Source organism: Comamonas testosteroni, assembly GCF_030505195.1.
In the GTDB taxonomy this organism is placed as follows: domain Bacteria; phylum Pseudomonadota; class Gammaproteobacteria; order Burkholderiales; family Burkholderiaceae_C; genus Comamonas; species Comamonas testosteroni_G.
On sequence record NZ_CP129672.1, the window covers coordinates 549,208 to 567,452 of the forward strand.

The 18,245-nt window shown below is 61.6% G+C and carries 14 protein-coding genes and 2 tRNA genes; 7 read left to right on the forward strand and 9 right to left on the reverse strand.

Translation table 11 applies throughout. The annotated features are described in order from the left end of the window. Window positions 1-44: 44 nt before the first annotated feature. Entirely contained in the window at window positions 45-989 is a 945-nt protein-coding gene (locus QYQ99_RS02410; RefSeq protein WP_302093098.1) for a Bug family tripartite tricarboxylate transporter substrate binding protein, read from the forward strand. Between the two features lie 91 nt (window positions 990-1,080). Here the strand turns inward: QYQ99_RS02410 and QYQ99_RS02415 are convergent, their stop codons facing one another. After that, on the reverse strand, window positions 1,081-1,524 hold the full coding sequence (locus QYQ99_RS02415; RefSeq protein WP_302091262.1) for a hypothetical protein: 444 nt from the start codon (window positions 1,522-1,524) through the stop codon (window positions 1,081-1,083). Between the two features lie 88 nt (window positions 1,525-1,612). After that, window positions 1,613-4,135: an arginine/lysine/ornithine decarboxylase gene (locus tag QYQ99_RS02420; protein ID WP_302091263.1), complete on the reverse strand. Its 2,523-nt coding sequence runs from the start codon at window positions 4,133-4,135 to the stop codon at window positions 1,613-1,615. Between the two features lie 139 nt (window positions 4,136-4,274). Between QYQ99_RS02420 and QYQ99_RS02425 the strand changes: the two genes are divergently transcribed. From QYQ99_RS02425 to QYQ99_RS02440, 4 genes are all read left to right on the forward strand, one after another. Beyond that, window positions 4,275-4,700: an NfeD family protein gene (locus QYQ99_RS02425; RefSeq protein WP_302091264.1), complete on the forward strand. Its 426-nt coding sequence runs from the start codon at window positions 4,275-4,277 to the stop codon at window positions 4,698-4,700. Window positions 4,701-4,790: 90 nt separating this feature from the next. Continuing rightward, window positions 4,791-5,711 (forward strand): SPFH domain-containing protein, encoded by a 921-nt coding sequence (locus QYQ99_RS02430; protein ID WP_302091265.1) that lies wholly within the window; start codon window positions 4,791-4,793, stop codon window positions 5,709-5,711. Between the two features lie 92 nt (window positions 5,712-5,803). After that, window positions 5,804-5,894 (forward strand) — tRNA-Ser (locus QYQ99_RS02435). A 67-nt stretch (window positions 5,895-5,961) separates the two neighbouring features. After that, window positions 5,962-6,052 (forward strand) — tRNA-Ser (locus QYQ99_RS02440). A 302-nt stretch (window positions 6,053-6,354) separates the two neighbouring features. Here the strand turns inward: QYQ99_RS02440 and QYQ99_RS02445 are convergent. The 3 genes from QYQ99_RS02445 to QYQ99_RS02455 form a co-directional block, all read right to left on the reverse strand. Next, complete coding sequence (locus QYQ99_RS02445) at window positions 6,355-7,761, reverse strand: efflux transporter outer membrane subunit (protein ID WP_302091266.1); 1,407 nt, start codon at window positions 7,759-7,761, stop codon at window positions 6,355-6,357. Further along, window positions 7,758-10,904: an efflux RND transporter permease subunit gene (locus QYQ99_RS02450; protein WP_302091267.1), complete on the reverse strand. Its 3,147-nt coding sequence runs from the start codon at window positions 10,902-10,904 to the stop codon at window positions 7,758-7,760. The genes QYQ99_RS02445 and QYQ99_RS02450 overlap by 4 nt, the downstream gene beginning before the upstream one ends. A gap of 64 nt (window positions 10,905-10,968) precedes the next feature. Next, entirely contained in the window at window positions 10,969-12,147 is a 1,179-nt protein-coding gene (locus tag QYQ99_RS02455; RefSeq protein WP_302091268.1) for an efflux RND transporter periplasmic adaptor subunit, read from the reverse strand. A 193-nt stretch (window positions 12,148-12,340) separates the two neighbouring features. Here QYQ99_RS02455 and QYQ99_RS02460 point away from each other — a divergent pair, with 193 nt between their 5' ends. Both QYQ99_RS02460 and QYQ99_RS02465 read left to right on the forward strand, forming a co-directional pair. Next, window positions 12,341-12,904: a TetR/AcrR family transcriptional regulator gene (locus tag QYQ99_RS02460; RefSeq protein ID WP_302091269.1), complete on the forward strand. Its 564-nt coding sequence runs from the start codon at window positions 12,341-12,343 to the stop codon at window positions 12,902-12,904. A gap of 129 nt (window positions 12,905-13,033) precedes the next feature. Continuing rightward, a complete protein-coding gene (locus QYQ99_RS02465) occupies window positions 13,034-13,426 on the forward strand; it encodes a VOC family protein (RefSeq protein ID WP_302091270.1) in 393 nt (130 codons plus the stop codon). Window positions 13,427-13,496: 70 nt separating this feature from the next. Here the strand turns inward: QYQ99_RS02465 and QYQ99_RS02470 are convergent, their stop codons facing one another. The 4 genes from QYQ99_RS02470 to QYQ99_RS02485 form a co-directional block, all read right to left on the reverse strand. Further along, window positions 13,497-14,753 carry a tetratricopeptide repeat protein gene (locus tag QYQ99_RS02470; RefSeq protein ID WP_302091271.1) on the reverse strand — a complete coding sequence of 419 codons (1,257 nt, stop codon included), beginning with the start codon at window positions 14,751-14,753 and terminating at the stop codon, window positions 13,497-13,499. Window positions 14,754-15,204: 451 nt separating this feature from the next. After that, window positions 15,205-15,597, reverse strand: coding sequence for a VOC family protein (locus QYQ99_RS02475; RefSeq protein WP_302091272.1), 393 nt, complete (start codon window positions 15,595-15,597; stop codon window positions 15,205-15,207). Window positions 15,598-15,744: 147 nt separating this feature from the next. Then, window positions 15,745-16,509, reverse strand: a complete 765-nt coding sequence (locus QYQ99_RS02480) for an SDR family oxidoreductase (RefSeq protein ID WP_302091273.1) — start codon at window positions 16,507-16,509, stop codon at window positions 15,745-15,747. 143 nt (window positions 16,510-16,652) lie between these two features. After that, complete coding sequence (locus QYQ99_RS02485; RefSeq protein WP_302091274.1) at window positions 16,653-18,035, reverse strand: DUF1329 domain-containing protein; 1,383 nt, start codon at window positions 18,033-18,035, stop codon at window positions 16,653-16,655. Window positions 18,036-18,245 lie beyond the last annotated feature (210 nt).

Consider the following 18,245-nt stretch of genomic DNA (forward strand, 5'->3'; position numbering starts at 1 on the left):
CCCGACACCCGAGTCGCCGCCTGGCGATGGCAGCATGCACGCTGATGGCCATGACGCTTGCCGCAGCCAGCGCAGCGGCCCAGCCTGGCGAATGGCCCGCCAAGTCGATCCGCATGGTCGTGCCCTTCACCCCTGGCGGCGGCACCGACACAGTGACGCGCCAGATCAGCGAGCGCATGGCGACCGCCAATCGCTGGGTCATCGTGGTGGACAACAAGCCCGGTGCGGGCGGCAATATCGGCCTCGATGCCGTCGCCAAGGCACCGGCTGACGGCTACACCTTCGGCATGGGGCAGACCGCCAATCTGGCCATCAATCCCTCGCTGCTGCCCAGCATGCCGTTCAACGCCAGGACCGACCTGCTCCCCGTGGCGCTGGTGGCCTCGCAGCCCGTGGTGCTGGTCGTGCCCACCGATTCGCCCTGGAAATCGCTGCAGGATCTGATCGCTGCGGCCAAGGCCCAGCCCGGAGCCATCAAGCAAGGCCTGGCCTCCACGGGCACCGTGGGCCATCTGGCGGGAGAAATGCTGTCCTTCAAGGCCAAGATCGATGTGCTCAACGTGCCCTACAAGGGTGCCGCGCCGGCCGTGACCGATCTGCTGGGCAAGCAGACCCACTATATGTTCGGCACGCCTCAGGCGGTCTACCCCATGATCAAGGGCCAGCGCCTGCGCGCACTGGCCGTGACCTCGGCCAAGCGTCTTGCCATCCTGCCCCAGGTCCCCACCGTGGCCGAGTCCGGCTTTCCCGGCTTTGAAGCCGTGGACTGGAAACTGATCGTGGCCCCCAGGAATACGCCCGCCGCGCTGGCGCAGAAGATCAACGCCGCCGTGAACACCGGCTTGCAGGACCCGGCAGTGCTCAAACAGTTGCAGTCCGAAGGCAGCACCCCCCTGGGCGGCAGCCTTCAGGATGCCCAGGCCTATCTGCAAAAGGAGCAAGCCAGTTGGGCCGCACTGATCCGCGACGCGAAGATCACTCTGGAATAGTCATCAAAATCAGGAGCTGCTTGCGCAATCAATACCTATGTTTCAGATAGTTTTATGCCTATAAACAATACAGGTAAAGCGCAAGCAGCTACTATTTTTGATTCATGCAGCGCAGCCCCTCAATGAACAGCACGGCCAGGCTCGCGCCCACAGCATTGGCCAGTGCATCAAGCCACTCGGCTGACCGCGTGGTGGACAAGCCGGCCTGCAGCAGCTCGATCACGCCGCCGTAGCCGGCACAGATCAGCACCACGGCCAATGCTTGCCCGGCTGTCCAGCGCAAGTGCGCAGCATGCGCACGCGCCAGCCCCGCGCAGCAGAGCCAACCCGCAAGCACCGCATGCAGGCCGGCATGCACCAGCTTGTCCGTGTGCTCGAAGCCACGCAGAAACGGGAACAGCATGAGAATCAGCCCACCGCTGCTGCCTGTCTCATTGAGGCAGCCCCAGAGCATGAACAAGGCCCAGCCCAGGCTGGCTGCCGCCAACAGCTTCCACAGAGCCACGGGGCCAGCCGGTTGCAGGAATGAATGCATGGCAGGGATATGAAAAAGCCCGAAGTGCAGGCACTGCGGGCTGATGTGCAAAAGGCCGGGATCGCCCCGACCTTGCAAAAGCCAAGGCTTATGCAGCCTTCCTTGCCGTTTTGGCCGCAGCCTTCACTGCAGGCTTCGCGGTGGACTTGGCTGCTGCCTTTGTTGCCGGCTTTGTTACCCGCTTTTGGGCAGGCGTCTTGGCAACTGTCGTGGCTTCGGGCGCCGCAGCCGTCTTCTTGGCTGCCGCCTTCTTGGCCGCGGGCTTCTTCACCGCAGCCGCCTTCTTCACAGCCACAGCCTTGACGCTTTGCTCGGCCACGCAGTCCGCGTAGTAGCGGATTTCGCCGTTTTCGTCTTCCAGCTCCACCAGACCGTGGATATCGGTCTCGAAGCCCGGGCACTCCTTGGCGAATTCGCGCGCGAACACCAGGTAGTCCACGATCTTCTTGTTGAAGACTTCACCGGGAATCAGGAGCGGAATTCCGGGTGGGTAAGGCGTGACCAGACCCACGGTGGTGCGGCCGACCAGATGGTCGATTTCCACACGCTCGGTCCTGCGCTGCGCGATATGCGCATAGGCATCCGAGGGCTTCATCGTGGGCTTGAGATCCGACAGATACATCTCGGTCGTCAGGCGTGCAATATCGTACTTGGCATACAGCTCGTGCACGTGCTGGCACAGGTCCTTGAGGCCCATGCGCTCGTAGCGGCGGTGCTGCTGGCAGAACTCGGGCAGGATGCGCGCCAGCGGCTGGTTGCGGTCGTAGTCGTCCTTGAACTGCTGCAGCGCCGTCAGCATGGTGTTCCAGCGGCCCTTGGTGATGCCGATGGTGAACATGATGAAGAAGGAATACAGGCCGGTCTTCTCGACCACCACGCCATGCTCGGCCAGGTACTTGGTGACGATGGAGGCCGGAATGCCGGTGTCGGCAAAGTCGCCGTCCAGGTCCAGGCCGGGCGTGACAATGGTGGACTTGATGGGGTCCAGCATATTGAAGCCGTCGGCCAGATCGCCAAAGCCGTGCCAGTTGTCGAACTCCTTGCCGTTCTTCTTGGAGCGGGTCTTGGTCGATGCGTCCGTACCGCGGATGATCCAGTCCTGGGCCGTGCCCACGCCTTCCTCGGCCAGGGCTTCAGGGCCCCAGACCTCGAACCACCAGTCGTCGTCGCCGAACTCGTCTTCCACCTTGCGCATGGCACGGCGGAAGTCCAGCGCCTCGACGATGGACTCTTCCACCAGCGCCGTGCCGCCGGGCGGCTCCATCATGGCAGCAGCCACGTCGCAGCTGGCAATGATGCTGTACTGGGGGCTGGTCGAGGTGTGCATCAGATACGCCTCGTTGAACAGCGGGTGATCCAGCTTCTCGGTCTGGCTGTCCTGCACCAGCACATGCGAGGCCTGGCTGATGCCGGCAAGCAGCTTGTGGATGGACTGCGTGGCATAGACCACCGAGTGCATCGGGCGCTTGCGCTTCTTGCCCATGGCGTGATAGCTGCCGTAGAAGGGATGGAAGGCAGCGTGGGGCAGCCAGGCTTCATCGAAGTGCAGATTGGCCACATAGCCGTCCAGCATGCCCTTGATGGTCTCGGTGTTGTAGAGCACGCCGTCGTAGGTGGACTGCGTCAGCGTCAGCACGCGGGGCTTGACGGCCTTGGCGTCCACGCCCTTGAGCAGCGGGTTGGCGGCAATCTTGGCCTGAATCGACTCCACGCTGAACTCGCTTTGCGGAATCGGGCCGATGATGCCGAAGTGATTGCGCGTGGGCTTGAGGAACACCGGAATCGCACCCGTCATGATGATGGAGTGCAGGATGGACTTGTGGCAGTTGCGGTCCACCACCACCACATCGCCGGGTGCCACGGTGTGGTGCCAGACGATCTTGTTGGAGGTCGATGTGCCATTGGTCACAAAGTAGCAGTGATCGGCATTGAAGATGCGCGCGGCATTGCGCTCGGACTCGCCGATGGCGCCATTGTGATCCAGCAGCTGGCCCAGCTCCTCCACGGCATTGCAGACGTCGGCGCGCAGCATGTTCTCACCGTAGAACTGGTGATACATCTGGCCCACGGGGCTCTTGAGAAAGGCCACGCCGCCCGAGTGACCGGGGCAGTGCCAGCTGTAGGAGCCGTCCTCGGCGTAGTCCAGCAGCGCCTTGAAGAACGGAGGCTGCACGCTCTCCAGATAGCTCTTGGCTTCGCGGATGATGTGCTTGGCCACGAACTCGGGTGTATCCTCGAACATGTGAATGAAGCCATGCAGCTCACGCAGAATGTCGTTGGGCAGGTGACGGCTGGTCTTGGTCTCGCCGTAAATGTAGATGGGCACCTCTTCATTCTTGCGGCGCACTTCACCGATGAAGTCGCGCAGGCTGTGAATGATGGGGTCCTTGTCGCCGCCGAGCTGGAATTCCTCGTCGTCGATCGACAAGATAAAGGCACTGGCCCGGCTTTGCTGCTGGGCGAACTGCGACAGATCGCCATAACTGGTCACGCCCAGGACTTCAAAGCCCTCTTCTTCAATGGCTTGAGCCAGGGCGCGGATACCCAGTCCCGAGGTGTTCTCGGAACGATAGTCCTCGTCGATGATGACGATGGGAAAGCGAAACTTCATGAACAGCCTCCGTACCAAACAGGCCTAAAAAACGAAACAGCCGCGAAGTGTAAGGAATATCCTTATTGCGGCTTTGAAACAGGCTGTTTTTAACCCAGAATGTGGTGCACTAAATACAGCCCCTAACAGGAGTTCAGATATGGATCACTCCACCGCATGGTGGTTGCTTGTCGGTTTGCTGGTCATTGCGGAGCTGTTGACTGGCACTTTCTATCTCCTCATGCTGGCTCTGGGTGCCATTGCCGGTGCACTGTGCGCTCATTTCGGCATGAGCACCAGCAGCCAGATCGTCGCCGCGGCGCTGCTGGGTTCGGGCGCCGTCCTCGTCTGCTATCTGCTGCGCAAGCGCAGCCCGCGCAGACAGCCCGCCTCCAGCAATCGCGATGTCAACATGGATGTGGGCGAAACCGTGGTCGTGGAGCAGTGGAACACTGACGGCACGGCCCAGGTCCGCTATCGCGGCGCCACCTGGACCGTCGTGGGGCGCCAGGGCACCCTGTCCATTCCCGGCACGCACCGCGTGGCCGAAGTCATCGGCAACCGCCTGCTGGTTGACAAGGTCTGATCAGCGGCCAGCCCCGGCATGGTTATGCTGGGCGCTGGAACGCCTCGCACTCTTTCTTTACACCAACGCCCCACAAGGGCTGGAGACAATATGGATTACGCAGTCCCTCTCGCCATCGCCATCATTGCCGTCATCTTCATCGTCCGCTCGATCAAGGTGGTCCCCCAGCAGCATGCATGGGTCAAGGAGCGTCTGGGCAAATATGCAGGCACGCTCACACCCGGCCTGAATTTTCTGATCCCGTTCGTGGACCGCATCGCCTACAAGCACAGCCTCAAGGAAATTCCCCTGGACGTGCCCAGCCAGGTCTGCATCACGCGTGACAACACGCAACTGACCGTGGACGGCATTCTCTACTTCCAGGTCACCGACCCCATGCGCGCCAGCTATGGTTCGTCCAACTACATCATGGCCGTGACCCAGCTCGCCCAGACCTCGCTGCGCAGCGTGATCGGCAAGCTGGAGCTGGACAAGACCTTCGAGGAACGCGACATGATCAATGCCCAGGTCGTCAATGCCATCGACGAGGCTGCGCTGAACTGGGGCGTGAAGGTGCTGCGCTATGAAATCAAGGACCTGACACCGCCCGCTGAAATTCTGCGCGCCATGCAGGCCCAGATCACGGCCGAGCGCGAAAAGCGCGCCTTGATCGCCGCTTCCGAAGGTCGACGCCAGGAACAGATCAACATCGCCACCGGCGAGCGCGAAGCTTTCATCGCCCGCTCCGAGGGCGAGAAGCAAGCCGCCATCAACAAGGCCCAGGGTGAGGCTTCCGCCATCACCACCGTGGCCGAAGCGACCGGACAGGCGCTGGAGCGCGTGGCCACGGCCATCCGCCAGCCCGGTGGCGAGCAGGCCGTTCAGCTCAAGGTGGCTGAAAGTGCCGTGGAGGCCTACAGCAAGGTGGCTGCGGACGCCAACACCACTTTGGTCATTCCTGCGAACATGACCGAGGTCTCCGGCCTGATTGCTTCCGCCATGAAGATGGTCCAGGTGGGCAAGAGCGCCTGAGCCTGCTCGCTTCAGGCACCGTGCAGAAAAGAACTTTCTGCACTTTCATTTTGAGGTCGAAATTTCTGGTTAGAATAGCGGCTTCATCACACGGAGCGGTGGATGAGTGGTTTAAGTCGCACGCCTGGAAAGCGTGTGTGGGTTAATAGCCCACCGCGGGTTCGAATCCCGCCTGCTCCGCCAGATTTAAAAATCAAGTCGACCACACTTGGTTTTTTACTTCAGAAATGAAGTATTTTGGGATCGCTGTGGAGCGGTGGATGAGTGGTTTAAGTCGCACGCCTGGAAAGCGTGTGTGGGTTAATAGCCCACCGCGGGTTCGAATCCCGCCTGCTCCGCCAAATGATAAAAGGCCTTGAAGCAATTCAAGGCCTTTTTTCTTTTTACCGCATTCGAGCGTGATGCGAATTGAATTCACGGCGCAGCATGGGCACCACGCGCATCCAGCCTGGCGACGGCGAGTGCGAGGGACTGCATGGTCTTGCGAGCCAACAGGCTGCTCTTGCCGCCGCCCACGCGCAAAAAAAAGAGCCAGGACTGCGTCCTTGGCTCTCTCGCCTGCACCGCCGGATGGCTCCGGGCGGCCGGGCCCGCCTGGCGAGCTCGCGTGAAGCGGGTTGCCGGGCGACAAGCCCGGCCACACTCAACCCGCTGCTCGCCCCCAGCCGCCACCCAAGGCCTTGAACAGCGTGGCCAGCGCCATCTGCCGCTGCGCGCTGACCTCGATCAGAGCCATCTGTTGCGCAAAATCGGTGCGCTGCGCATCCAGATAGCGCAAATGACTGTCCACCCCCGCGCGATAGCGCAGCTCGGCAAGCTTGAGCGTATTCGCGCTGGTCTGCACCAGACGCTGGCGAGCCAGCTCCTCGCGCCTCAGCGTCTCCACGGAGGCCAGTGCATCGCTGACTTCACGAAACGCCGTCTGGATGCTGCGCTCGTAGCTGGCTACCGCCATGTCCTTGCGCAGCTGCGCGATTTCCAGATTGGCGCGGTTGCGGCCTCCATCAAAAATCGGCAGGCTCAGCTGCGGCATGAAGGACCAGGAGCGCTGGCCGCCGGCAAACAGATCGGAGAGCTCGGCACTGGCCGAGCCATAGGAGCCCGTGAGCGAGATGCGCGGAAAGAACGCTGCCCGCGCCGCGCCAATGCTTGCATTGCGTGAGCGCAGCTGATATTCGGCAGCTCGGATATCGGGGCGCAGCACCAGCAGCTCGGACGGCAGACCGGCTCCAATCTCCTGCACCATGGGTCTGGCATTCAACTCCACGACTGCCTGCACCGAGCCATCGCCCACCAGCCAGTCCAGTGCGTTTGAAGCCTGGCGCAGCTCGCGCTCGAAGCGCTCGACTTCGGCGCGCGCCAGCTCAAGCAGCCCTTGCGCCTCCTGCTCGTCCAGACGGCTTGCCGTGCCGACCTTTCTGCGCTCGCTCATCAGCTGCCATTCCTTCTCGCGCGCCTGCAAGGTGCGCAGCGCCAGGGTATGGCGCTGCCGTGCGCTGTCCTGGGCCAGCGAGGCCTGGATCACTTCTGCGATCAGACTGATCTGCACGCTGCGCGCAGCCTCCTCGGTGGCCAGATACTCCATGAGCGCAGCCTCGGACAGCGAGCGCACACGGCCGAAGAGATCGAGCTCGAAAGCCATCAGCCCGGCGCCCGCCTGATAGTTGCTCTGCACCCTGGCCGCTCCTGTGCCGCTCAGGTCGGCGGGCATGCGCTGGCGGGTGCCGCCAGCCTGCGCCTCCAGACCGGGCAGCTGGTCTGCACGCTGCACGCGATAGGCCGCGCGAGCAGTCTGTACATTGAGCAGTGTCTGACGCAGATCGCGGTTGTTGGCCAGCGCCGTTTCGATACGCGAGCGCAGGCGCTCATCGATCACGAACTCCTTCCAGTGCAAGCTCTGCACCGATGCCGTCGAGGCCGATGATGCCGCGCTCCAGGTGCCGGGAATGGGCGCAGCAGGCCTGTCATAGGTCGGCGCAAAAGAGCAGCCGGAGAGCACCGCAGCAATCAGCGTCAGCGCTGCGGCACGCATGGGGTTTCGTCCGTTCATGCGGGTTCTCCTTCGGAGTCTGTGTTTTTTTCCTCCGGCACTGCGCGGCGCTTGCGCCGCAAAGAGAGCACGAAGACAAAGAAGATGGGCACGAACAGCACGCCCAGCAAGGTGGCGCTGAGCATGCCGCCGATCACGCCGACGCCGATGGCGGCCTGGCTGGAGGCTCCCGCCCCGGTGGCCAGTGCCAGCGGCACCACCCCGAGGATGAAGGCCAGCGAAGTCATCACGATGGGACGGAAGCGCAAACGGGCTGCCTGCAATGCCGCCTCCGCCAGCGAATGGCCGCGCTCGTGCAGGTCCTTGGCGAACTCCACGATCAGGATGGCGTTCTTGGCAGCCAGGCCGATGATGGTGATCAGGCCGACCTTGAAATACACGTCGTTCGAGAGACCCAGCCCCGAAGTGGCCAGCACCGATCCCAGCGCGCCGATGGGCACGATCAGCATCACGGCGGCTGGAATGCTCCAGCTTTCGTACAGGGCCACGAGCAGCAGAAACACCACCACGATGGCCAGCGCAAACAGCTTGGGAGCCTGTGCGCCAGCGGCCTTTTCCTGATAGGACAGCGCCGTCCACTCGTAGCCTATGCCGCGCGGCATCTCGCCCAGGATGCGTTCGAGCTCGGCCATGGCCTCACCCGTGGTGTGGCCGGGCTTGGCATCGCCCGCGATGCGGAAGGCCGGGTATCCGTTGTAGCGCGAGATCTGCACCGGCCCCTGCTCCCATTTCACGCTGGCAAACGAGGCCAGCGGCACCTGCTCGCCCTGGGCATTGGGCACATACAGGCGCAGCAGGGCCTCGGGCGTCATGCGCGCGGCCTTGTCGGCCTGCACCACCACACGCTGCAGGCGCCCGGCATTTGGAAACTCGTTGATCACGGCCGAGCCGTAGGCCGTGGACAGCACGGCGCTGATGCTGGCAAAGCTCACGCCCTGGGCCTGGGCCTGGCGACGGTCTATGTCCAGGCGCAGCTGCGGCGCGTCCTCGAGATTTTCCATCATCGCGTAAGCGATCACCGGCGAGGCATTGGCCTTCTTCAGCAGCTCGTCACGCGCGGCAACCAGGGCCTCCCGGCCCAGATTGGCGCGATCCTGCAGACGCAGCGCAAAGCCGCCGGAATTGCCCAGGCCATCGATGGGGGGCGGGTCCACCGCCATGGCCGCACCATCGGACAAGCTGCCGAAGCGCTCGTTGAAGGCCTGGACCTCGTCCCACGACGCCTGCCCCTTGCCGCGCAAGGACCAGTCCTTGAGCGTGACGAAGGCCATGGCCGCGTTCTGCCCCATGCCCGAGAAGCTGTAGCCCATGAGGAACTCGGCCTGGGCCGTGGCGGGGCGGCTTTGCACATAGGCTTCCATGTCGCGCACCACAGCCTCGGTACGTGCTTCGGTCGCACCAGGCGGCAGTTGCACGCTGACGATGTAGTAGCCCATGTCTTCATAAGGCACAAAGGACTCGGGCATGCGCATATAGGCAAAGCCCAGCCCGCCCACGATGGCCGCATAGATCAGCATATAGCGGCCCGTGCGCCTGACCAGACGCTGGTTGAGCAGCGAAAAGCGCTCGGTCAGCTTGGCAAAGTGGCGGTTGAACCAGCCAAAGAGGCCTTTCTTCTCCTCGTGGTGATCCTTGGCAACAGGCTTGAGCAGCGTGGCGCACAGCGCCGGCGTGAAAGTCAGCGCCAGCAGGCCCGAGAACAGGATGGAGACCGCCAGCGACAGCGAGAACTGACGGTAGATCACGCCCACCGAGCCACTCATGAAGGCCAGAGGCAGGAACACGGCCACCAGCACCAGCGTGATGCCGACGATGGCCCCCGAGACCTGCTGCATGGCCTTCACCGTGGCGGCCAGCGGCGAGAGGCCCTCTTCGGCCATGAGACGCTCCACGTTCTCCACCACCACGATGGCATCGTCGACCAGAATGCCGATGGCCAGCACCATGCCGAACATGGTCATCATATTGACCGAGAAGCCCAGCGCATACATCACGGCCAGGGTGCCGGCCAGACACACCGGAACCACGATGGTGGGGATCAGCGTATAGCGCAGGTTCTGCAGAAACAGCCACATCACCAGAAACACCAGCACCACGGCCTCGACCAGGGTCTGGATCACCTTGCCGATGGCGACTTCCACAAAACGCGAGGTGTCGTAGGGCACGGCGTACTGAATATCGTCCGGGAAGTTCTGCGACAGCTCGGCTAGCCTCGCCTTGACCGCCTTGGCTGTCTGCATGGCATTGGCACCCGGAGCCAGTTGCACGGCGGCCGCCACTCCTTTGTGGCCGTCCTCACGCGAGGCGAAGCTGTAATCGAGCTGGCCGACTTCCAGACGCGCCACATCGGCCAGATGCACGGCCGAGCCATCGGCCCTGGCCTGCAACACGATCTGGCCGAACTCCTCGGGCGAACTCAGCGTTCCCTTGACGGCAATCGTGGCACTGAGCTCCTGCTCGGACGATCCGGGCTGGCTGCCGAAGCTGCCCGCCGGCACCTGGGCGTTCTGCGCGGCAATGGCCGCATTCACATCCGCCACCGACAGGCCGTAGCCCAGCAGCTTCTGCGGATCGACCCAGACCCGCATGGCGACATCAGCGCCGAAGTACTGCACCTTGCCCACCCCGGGCACGCGGCGGATCTCGTTATTGATGTTGCGCACCGCATAGTCGGAGAGGCGGACCTCGTTCTTGCCGCTGTCGTCGCCCTTGTAGGTCAGCGAATAGATCAGCAGGAAATTGGCGCTGGCCTGCTCTACCTGCAGCCCCATCTGCATCACCGATGCGGGCAGTCTGGCCTCGGCCTTCTTGATGCGGTTCTGCACTTCGACCTGGGCCAGCGCGGGATCGGTACCAGGCGCGAAGGTGGCAGTGATTTCGGCCAGACCCGTGGCGCCGCTGGACGAGTCGAAGTACAGCAGACCCTTGGTGCCATTGAGCTCCTCCTCGATGACGCTGGTCACCGACTCCATTACCGTGGTGGCCGATGCCCCCGGATAGGTTGCAGAGATGGAGATCTGCGGCGGAGCCACGTTGGGAAACTGCGCCACTGGCAAAACCGGGATCGCCAGCAGGCCGGCAAGCAGGATGAAGATCGCGACCACCCAGGCCAGCTTGGGGCGATCAATAAAAAACCGGGACATTATCTATCCTTGAATAAGGCTTGTCGTTTTGGCATTCAGCGCTTGCAGGAGCGACGCATATTGCTCATTTTTTTACAGTGGCTTCCGCGTCTTTGACGGCGTCGGCGACATTTGCAGCGGCAGCCCTGATCTGCACCTTGGTGCCGGGCACGGCTGCAGCCAGGCCTCCGACCAACACCCTGGCGTTTTCCTTCAGGCCCTCGGTGATATGCCACTCGGATCCGTACATGGCGCCAGCGCTCACCTTCTGGGACTGCACAACGTTGTGCTCGTCGAGCACCAGCACATGGGCCATTCCATCGCTGCCGCGCTGCACCGCACGCTGAGGCACGAGAATGGCTGCGGGATCCTCACCCATCCCCAGGGTCACACGCACATACATGCCGGGCAACAGCAGGCCATCCTTGTTGGGAAATTCACCACGCAGCGCAAGCTGGCCGGTGCCGCGATCCACCGTCACATCCGAAAACAGCATGCGACCCTGGCGCTTCTCGTCCAGACCGTCCGCCATCAGCGTCACGGAAGCACTGCTCTGCGACTGCGCCCCCTGCTGCTGTGAACGCAAGCGCGTGGCCAGCGCTGCGGTCTGACGGAAATCGGCATAAATGGGGTCAAGCTGCTGTATTACCGCCATCGGTGTGGCCTCCCCCTGGCCGACCAGGGCGCCTTCGGTCACCAGCGCACGGCCGATGCGGCCCGCAATCGGGGCTCTGACCGTCGCATAGTCCAGGTTCAGGCGTGCCGCCTCTACTTCGGCCTGAGCCGATTGACGCGTGGCCATGGCACTGTGCAGCGCAGCCTTGGCGCTGTCGAAATCCTGGCGGCTGACGGCTTCCTGCGCCACCAGCGGCTCGTAACGGCGCACCACGGACTGCGCTTCAGACAGCGCGGCCTCGGCTCGTGCCAGCTCGCCCCGGGCCCGCGACAGCGCCGCGCGCAGCGGTGCCGGATCGATGTTGAACAGCACCTCGCCGGCCTTCACATCGGAGCCCTCTTTGAAGTTGCGGCTCAGCACGATACCCGGCACCCGCGCACGCACCTCCGCCACACGCACAGGCTCGATGCGCCCGGGCAGTTCAGCGCTGAGGCTCAGCGCCCTGGGCTTGATGGTCACCACATCCACCAGCGGCAACTCCTGAGGCGGGCTGCCCGCTTCCGACTGGATGCAGCCGGCCAACATCATTGCGGCCGCCAATGCGGCCAGGGCCGGCCAGGCACGCACATTCTGGCTGTTCTTCTTCATGGCTTTTGAGTCTTGTCAAATCTTGAAAGAAGTGCATGATGCATGAAAATATTTTTTGAATCAAATTTGATTCATTAAGACCTATATTGATTCATGGCATTTTGATACCAAGTAAAGTTGCTATCCCAAGCTTTTAGGCTCGCTGCTTGAATCAAAATAGGTTCATCCGTATCCGCCCCAACCGGAGCCACGAATGACAACAGTCCCCCACGACAACACAGCAATCCTCCCCCCCTTGGCCCTGGCCCTGGTCAACCACCCACGCGCCACACTCCAGGAACTGGCCAAGGCCATAGGCATCAGCAAGGCCACGCTCTATCGCTTCTGCCCCACGCGCGATCTGCTGATCAAGCGCCTGCTGGAGCAAAGCCTGCGCACGCTGGACGAAGCACTGGACGAAGCCCGTATCGAGGAAGGCCCGGTACTCGAAGCACTCAAGCGCCTCAATGCGAAGCATCTTGAACATCGCGAATTCACGCTGTTCCTGACCTACTACTGGAACGAAGTCGAAAAACCCATGGAGGAAAATGCGATCTGGGAACCCAAGGTCGACGCTTTTTTCCTGCGCGGCCAACAGCAAGGCGTGTTCCGCATCGATTTCAGTGCCGCAACGCTGACCGAGTTATGGCTGGGAACCGTGATCGCACTCATCGATGGAGAGCGCCGCGGTCGCATCCCTCGTGCCCCGCTGGCACAGCTTGCAGAGCAGGCATTTTTGCAGGGGATCATGCGCCAGGACGGAACGGCGACAGCCTGACACAATCGACCCTGACTGCAGCCCTAACGGCGATGCCGGCCTCCAGTTGCACCCTGGTCATGCTGCGGCCCTGCAACCCGAGCGCGCGTGCCTTCACACTCGTTTTCACAACCGGACAGTAGCCTTGTCATGATCAGTCACCTCGACCACCTGGTTCTCACCACGGCCAATGAAGCGCAATGCATACGCTTTTACACCGAAGTCCTCGGCATGCGGCTGGAATCCTTCATCGGCGGCACCCCGCCCGTGGAGCGCAAGGCCTTTGTGTTCGGCCGGCAGAAAATCAATCTGCATGTGAAGGGCAACGAGTTCGAGCCCAAGGCTCATACGCCGGTACCCGGCGCTCTGGATCTGTGCTTTCTGGCCTCCGTGCCGCTGGACGAGGTCATCGCCCGTCTGCAGCAGTTGTCGACTCCCATCGCCGAAGGCCCCGTCATGCGCACGGGAGCCACATCCCGAATCCGCTCCATCTATTTGCGTGACCCCGACCTGAACCTCATCGAGATCTCGGAGCCGGCCTAGCCGCCCTCGCCCTCGCCCGGGCCAGCCGGGGACCGCGAAAACGGCCCCCGTTTGTCAGGTCAAAGCTGTGTCAGAGCTGTGCCAGGGCCTTTTTTGCCGGTGCATGGCCTTGTTCGGCAGCACGCTGCAACCATTCACGCGCCAGCTTGGCGTTCTTCTTCACACCCTGACCGTCCCGGTACAAGGTGCCCAACGCATACTGGGCCGGGGCATCCTGCTGCTCGGCGGCCAGACGGTACCACTTCAGCGCCTGCGACAGACTTTTGCCCACCCCCTCGCCGTTTTCGTACAAGGTGCCCAGGTTGTACTGGGCCTTGGCATAGCCTTGATTGGCTGCCATGGTGAACCACTTGGCGGCCTCGGTGTAGTTCGGTTGCGCAAAGCCCTTGCCCAGATATTGAAAGACGCCGACGTTGTACTGGGCCAGAACATTGCCCTTGAGAGCAGAGTTCAGGTTCTCCATGTATTCCATGGACTGGGCAAACTCCGCGGACTTGGGCGATGAAGCGGAGAGCTGCTCCAGCCGCTGCGCCGCCGCTGCATGCTGGTACTTCAGCGCCTGGGTGTAATAGGCAATCGCTTCTTTTTCGTTGCGATACTCGCCCTCTCCCTGTTCGAACAGGCGGCCCAATTCATAGTAAGCCTCACCCGAGCCGCGGATGGCAGCAGCGTGCAGCAGCAGTACGGCCCGCTCGTAGTCGGGGTCCATACCCTGGCCTTCGAAGCAAATCTTTCCCAGCAGCAACTGGGCCTTCTGCACGCCTTTGTCTGCCAGCGGGGTCAGCCATTTCGCGGCTTCGGCATGGTTCTTTTGCACGCCTTCACCAAGGTAATACATCTCGGCCACCGTGAACTGCGCAAGCACATCGGCTTGTTGGGCCGCCTTCAGATACCAGCCAAACGAGGCCTGCAAATCCTGGGCCAGCAGCTCGCCTTTGCGGTAGACGAAGCCCAGGCTATTTTGTGCCGCTGCAGAGCCCTGTTGCGCGGCGCGCTCCAGCCATGCGACACCTGTTGCGGCATCCTTTTCAACCGCTTCGCCTTTTAGATAAATAGTTCCAAGCAGGTTCTGCGCATCGAGATTTCCAGCGTTTGCAGCCTGATGAATGTATGCAAGGCCTGCCTCAGGATCCTTTTTCATACCATCGGCACCCAGTACATAGATCAGACCCAGCAGATACAGGGACGGCGCATGATGGTGCTCAGCGGCCAGACGCAGCCAGCGCAAGCCATCGTCGGCATTCTTTTGCACGCCCTGGCCGTAAAGATAGGCCTTACCCAACTCGTACTGTGCCGCGACATCGCCTGTCTTCGCGGCATTGACCATTTCGCTGGGCTGAGCCTGCGCACACCCCCAAACTGACAGCCAAGCCGACAACACCAAAGCACCAGACCATCGCGCAAGCATCGCTTCCCCTGTTCACACAAAAAAAAGTGAGTATAAAGAAGCAATACCCTGTCCATAAAGCGTAGACAGCTATCAAAATCATACTGACCCGGCTCAGCGCGGACAGGACTGCCGATGGGGCTCGCCCTGGACTGTCGTCACAGAGCCGCTATGTGCCCGTGAAGCTTTTCTCGTCTCGGGGCAGCATTGCTGCTCGGTGCTCTCTCGGGCCACGCAGCAAAGAGATCTGCCCGCTCAAACTATTCCCGCTCAAACTATTCCCGTTCAAGCTCTGCCAGCGTGCAATGTGCGCGGCATGTTCGCGGTACGGCAAACAGTGCGGAAAACCTGGTCTGGACCTTGCGTCTCTGCGGCCAGGCATCTCTGCGGCTCAGCCAGCCATGGGCGTACAAAGCTCCACCACGCAGCCATCGGGGCAGCGCAGATAAGACACTACCTGCCCCCAGGGCTTGGCTGTCGGTGCAGCCATCTCGGCAGCGCCGGCGCTCAGTGCATTTCGATGGGCCTGCTCGACATCCTCCGTGACCAGCGCGATTTCGAAACCCAATGGCTTGGCCGAGCTGTGCGCTTCGACATGGCCTCCAGGAAAATTCAGTGCGCCCAGTTCATGGGCGGCAAATGCCAGCGTGGTCTGCCCTGTCTCGAGCTCGCCGTAGGTTCCGGATTCATGCAGAAAACGCCGCTGCAGCCCGAATGCCCGGTCAAAGAACTCCAGAGATGCCGGGACATTCGGGACGTAGACGATTGTGTAACCCAATTTCATGAAAACACTTTCTCAAAGCTTGAGCGAATTTGAACCTTGAACGCATGCCTGTTTGTCGTTCAGCAGCCGTCATCCTAGCTTGCAAAACAAAAAGGCCTTGAAATGATTCAAGACCTTGGTGGCTGCTTGTCGGCATCAGGCCGTCATCTACAGACCCATGCCCAGAATCGAGTTATCGGCATGCAGCTCACTACCACTCATGACACTGGACTCGTCGCTGGCCAGGAACATCACCAGCTGCGCGATGCGCTCGGGCATATAGGCGCGCCCGGCGCGGTTGAGCTTGGGGTCATGCAAGATCATTTCCTTGCTCACGCCCTTTGGCAGCGCAGCCTGCGTCATGGGCGTATAGATGCCATCGGGATGAATGGAATTGACGCGGATCGCATAGCCTTGCTTGCGACAGTTCAGTGCAGCGGCGCGGGTCAGTGCCGACACGGCGGCCTTGCTGGCGCTATAGCCGGCGTATTGCTCTATGGGCAGCCAGCTCGATACCGAGGCCATATTGATGATCGAGCCTCCCGCCTCCTTCATCGCCGCAATGCCCTGCTGGCAACCAATGAAGACTGACTCGGTGTTGACCTTGAGCAGGCGGCTGAAATCCTCCAGACGCCCCGTCTCCATATCACCAGGCAGCAGGATGCCGGCATTGTTGACAAGCACATTGAGCGTGCCCAGACGCTGCTGCACCGCCGCCATCACATGCGTCCAGTCCGCCTCGCTGCTCACGTCATGGCGGAAAAACATGGAGCGTTCGCCCAATTCAGCCGCCAGCTGCTGCCCCGCCGCTTCATTGATATCGCTGAATGCGACCTTGGCGCCTTCACCAAGAAGCAGCTTCACTACCTCCAGACCCACACCGCTGGCGCCACCAGTGACCAACGCCACCTTGCCCTGCAAACGATTTGTCATCTACGTCTCCTCTTTTTTTCAAAGCCCTGGGAAGGGCATTGCTGCTGCCACATAAAAAAGGACGCGCAAGCGCCTCCTGGCTTGAATGGCAAAAGCCCACAGCGGCACAAGTTACGCCGCAGGCTGTTTGCCGGATTCATCTTTTAGTTGCCTGCATTACGCGCCGCTTCGGGCGTAAACATGGCCGCAGTCATATCGCCCTTGTTCAAGACAGGGCCCTGAGGGCGTTCCTGGAACAGGTTGTAGGCCACATAGCCGCCAGAGTTCAGATCGTGATAGAAGCTGGTGCCCGCATGCCAGATCCGGGCATCGAAGGCGTAGTAATGATTGACCACCGACTGAAGCCACAGCTGGCCGCGGGCATCGTAGTAATCGCTCATCAGCGCCTGGCCGGTATCTTCATCGAGGAACAGCACGCGCCTGCCGAACATGTGGCGATAGCCGTCCTTGAGCGAAGCCTCCAGCACCCAGACGCGGCGCAGTTCGTAGCGCATGTAGTCGGGGTTTTCATGACCGGGTTTGAGCAGGTCGGCATACTTCACGTTGCTGCCGTGAATCCTGAAGGCATTGGCCGGCACATAGATTTCCCTCTTGCCCAGCGACTTCCAGTTGTAGCGCTCGGGCGAGCCGTTGAACAGGCGATCGGAGTCAATCGTCAGCTTGCCACCGGTACCCGACAGAGGCTGGTCGAAACCGTACTCGGGAATCTGGCGCACACGACGGGTGCCGGGGTCATAGCTCCAGCCCAGGCGCTTTTCCTTGCCAAACTCAACCGGCTCGGACACCACACTGACGCTGCCTTTCTCACGTTCGGGCAACTTGACCGCATTCATGCCCTGGGACATGGGACTGCTCAGTGGCTGACCTGCATTGGCCGGGTCGTTGATCTGACTGAAGGCGCGATTGTCGGCCCGACCCCAGACGATGCTGCCATCGGCCAACACATTAGCGTTGTCACGCAGCGTGTGTTCGGTGAAAGCACGCGAGGGCAGCAGATTGTTGAAGGCCAGCTCAAGTCCGTTTCTGGGGAACGGGAAAGGCAGCGCACCCTTGACCGCACCCGTTGTGCCCTGACCGTCTGCGTTCATTACGGCATCCTGGGCGTTCTTTCTGGCCGCCGCGCAAACGGCATCCGGGAAGCGGAAGTCACGGTGGCCCTGATAGACCGGGATACGGTAGGTCTTGGGGTATTTGGCAAACATGGCCTTCTGCCCCTCGCTCAGGCGCTCGCCATACTGCGCCAGATTCTCAGCCGTGATAGTGAGCAGCGGCTTTTCACTGGCATAGGGGTCCACCGGGTGCTGGCCAGCATGCGGGTTGTATTGAATGCCGGGCGGCGTACCCAGCCATTTCCCTGTGAACTCGGGCACTCCACTGGCTGTGCCCGCTTTTTCTCCCCCCGTGCAGGTCAACGACTTGCCCAGCCTGGCCAGTTCATCGGGCGTCGCCTTGGCCCAGGCCGCCCCCACAACCAATACACCTGCAGCCAAGACCACCAGCAAACGGGGCCCCTCTCCTAACTTCATGCCTAGTCTCCTTGGATGCATCCGCCATGCATCTACCTGTCATTGAATTTCTCTTCTCGTTCTTCTTCCTTGTCGACTCGCAATTGCGAAGCAACGTAATCATTGTTCGAGCATTGACAGTCGCAAGCATCGTCAATTAGGACTAGCACAGGCAAACGCCAGCAACAGACAAAAAAAAGCGGGCCATTGGCCCGCTCGGGAAAAGCAGAT

Bases quoted from the DNA above. Each gene is read 5' to 3' on its own strand.
- QYQ99_RS02410 (WP_302093098.1), top strand. From the start codon at position 45: ATGGCCATGACGCTTGCCGCAGCCAGCGCAGCGGCCCAGCCTGGCGAA.
- QYQ99_RS02415 (WP_302091262.1), bottom strand. From the start codon at position 1,524: ATGCATTCATTCCTGCAACCGGCTGGCCCCGTGGCTCTGTGGAAGCTG.
- QYQ99_RS02420 (WP_302091263.1), bottom strand. From the start codon at position 4,135: ATGAAGTTTCGCTTTCCCATCGTCATCATCGACGAGGACTATCGTTCC.
- QYQ99_RS02425 (WP_302091264.1), top strand. From the start codon at position 4,275: ATGGATCACTCCACCGCATGGTGGTTGCTTGTCGGTTTGCTGGTCATT.
- QYQ99_RS02430 (WP_302091265.1), top strand. From the start codon at position 4,791: ATGGATTACGCAGTCCCTCTCGCCATCGCCATCATTGCCGTCATCTTC.
- QYQ99_RS02445 (WP_302091266.1), bottom strand. From the start codon at position 7,761: ATGAACGGACGAAACCCCATGCGTGCCGCAGCGCTGACGCTGATTGCT.
- QYQ99_RS02450 (WP_302091267.1), bottom strand. From the start codon at position 10,904: ATGTCCCGGTTTTTTATTGATCGCCCCAAGCTGGCCTGGGTGGTCGCG.
- QYQ99_RS02455 (WP_302091268.1), bottom strand. From the start codon at position 12,147: ATGAAGAAGAACAGCCAGAATGTGCGTGCCTGGCCGGCCCTGGCCGCA.
- QYQ99_RS02460 (WP_302091269.1), top strand. From the start codon at position 12,341: ATGACAACAGTCCCCCACGACAACACAGCAATCCTCCCCCCCTTGGCC.
- QYQ99_RS02465 (WP_302091270.1), top strand. From the start codon at position 13,034: ATGATCAGTCACCTCGACCACCTGGTTCTCACCACGGCCAATGAAGCG.
- QYQ99_RS02470 (WP_302091271.1), bottom strand. From the start codon at position 14,753: ATGGTCAATGCCGCGAAGACAGGCGATGTCGCGGCACAGTACGAGTTG.
- QYQ99_RS02475 (WP_302091272.1), bottom strand. From the start codon at position 15,597: ATGAAATTGGGTTACACAATCGTCTACGTCCCGAATGTCCCGGCATCT.
- QYQ99_RS02480 (WP_302091273.1), bottom strand. From the start codon at position 16,509: ATGACAAATCGTTTGCAGGGCAAGGTGGCGTTGGTCACTGGTGGCGCC.
- QYQ99_RS02485 (WP_302091274.1), bottom strand. From the start codon at position 18,035: ATGAAGTTAGGAGAGGGGCCCCGTTTGCTGGTGGTCTTGGCTGCAGGT.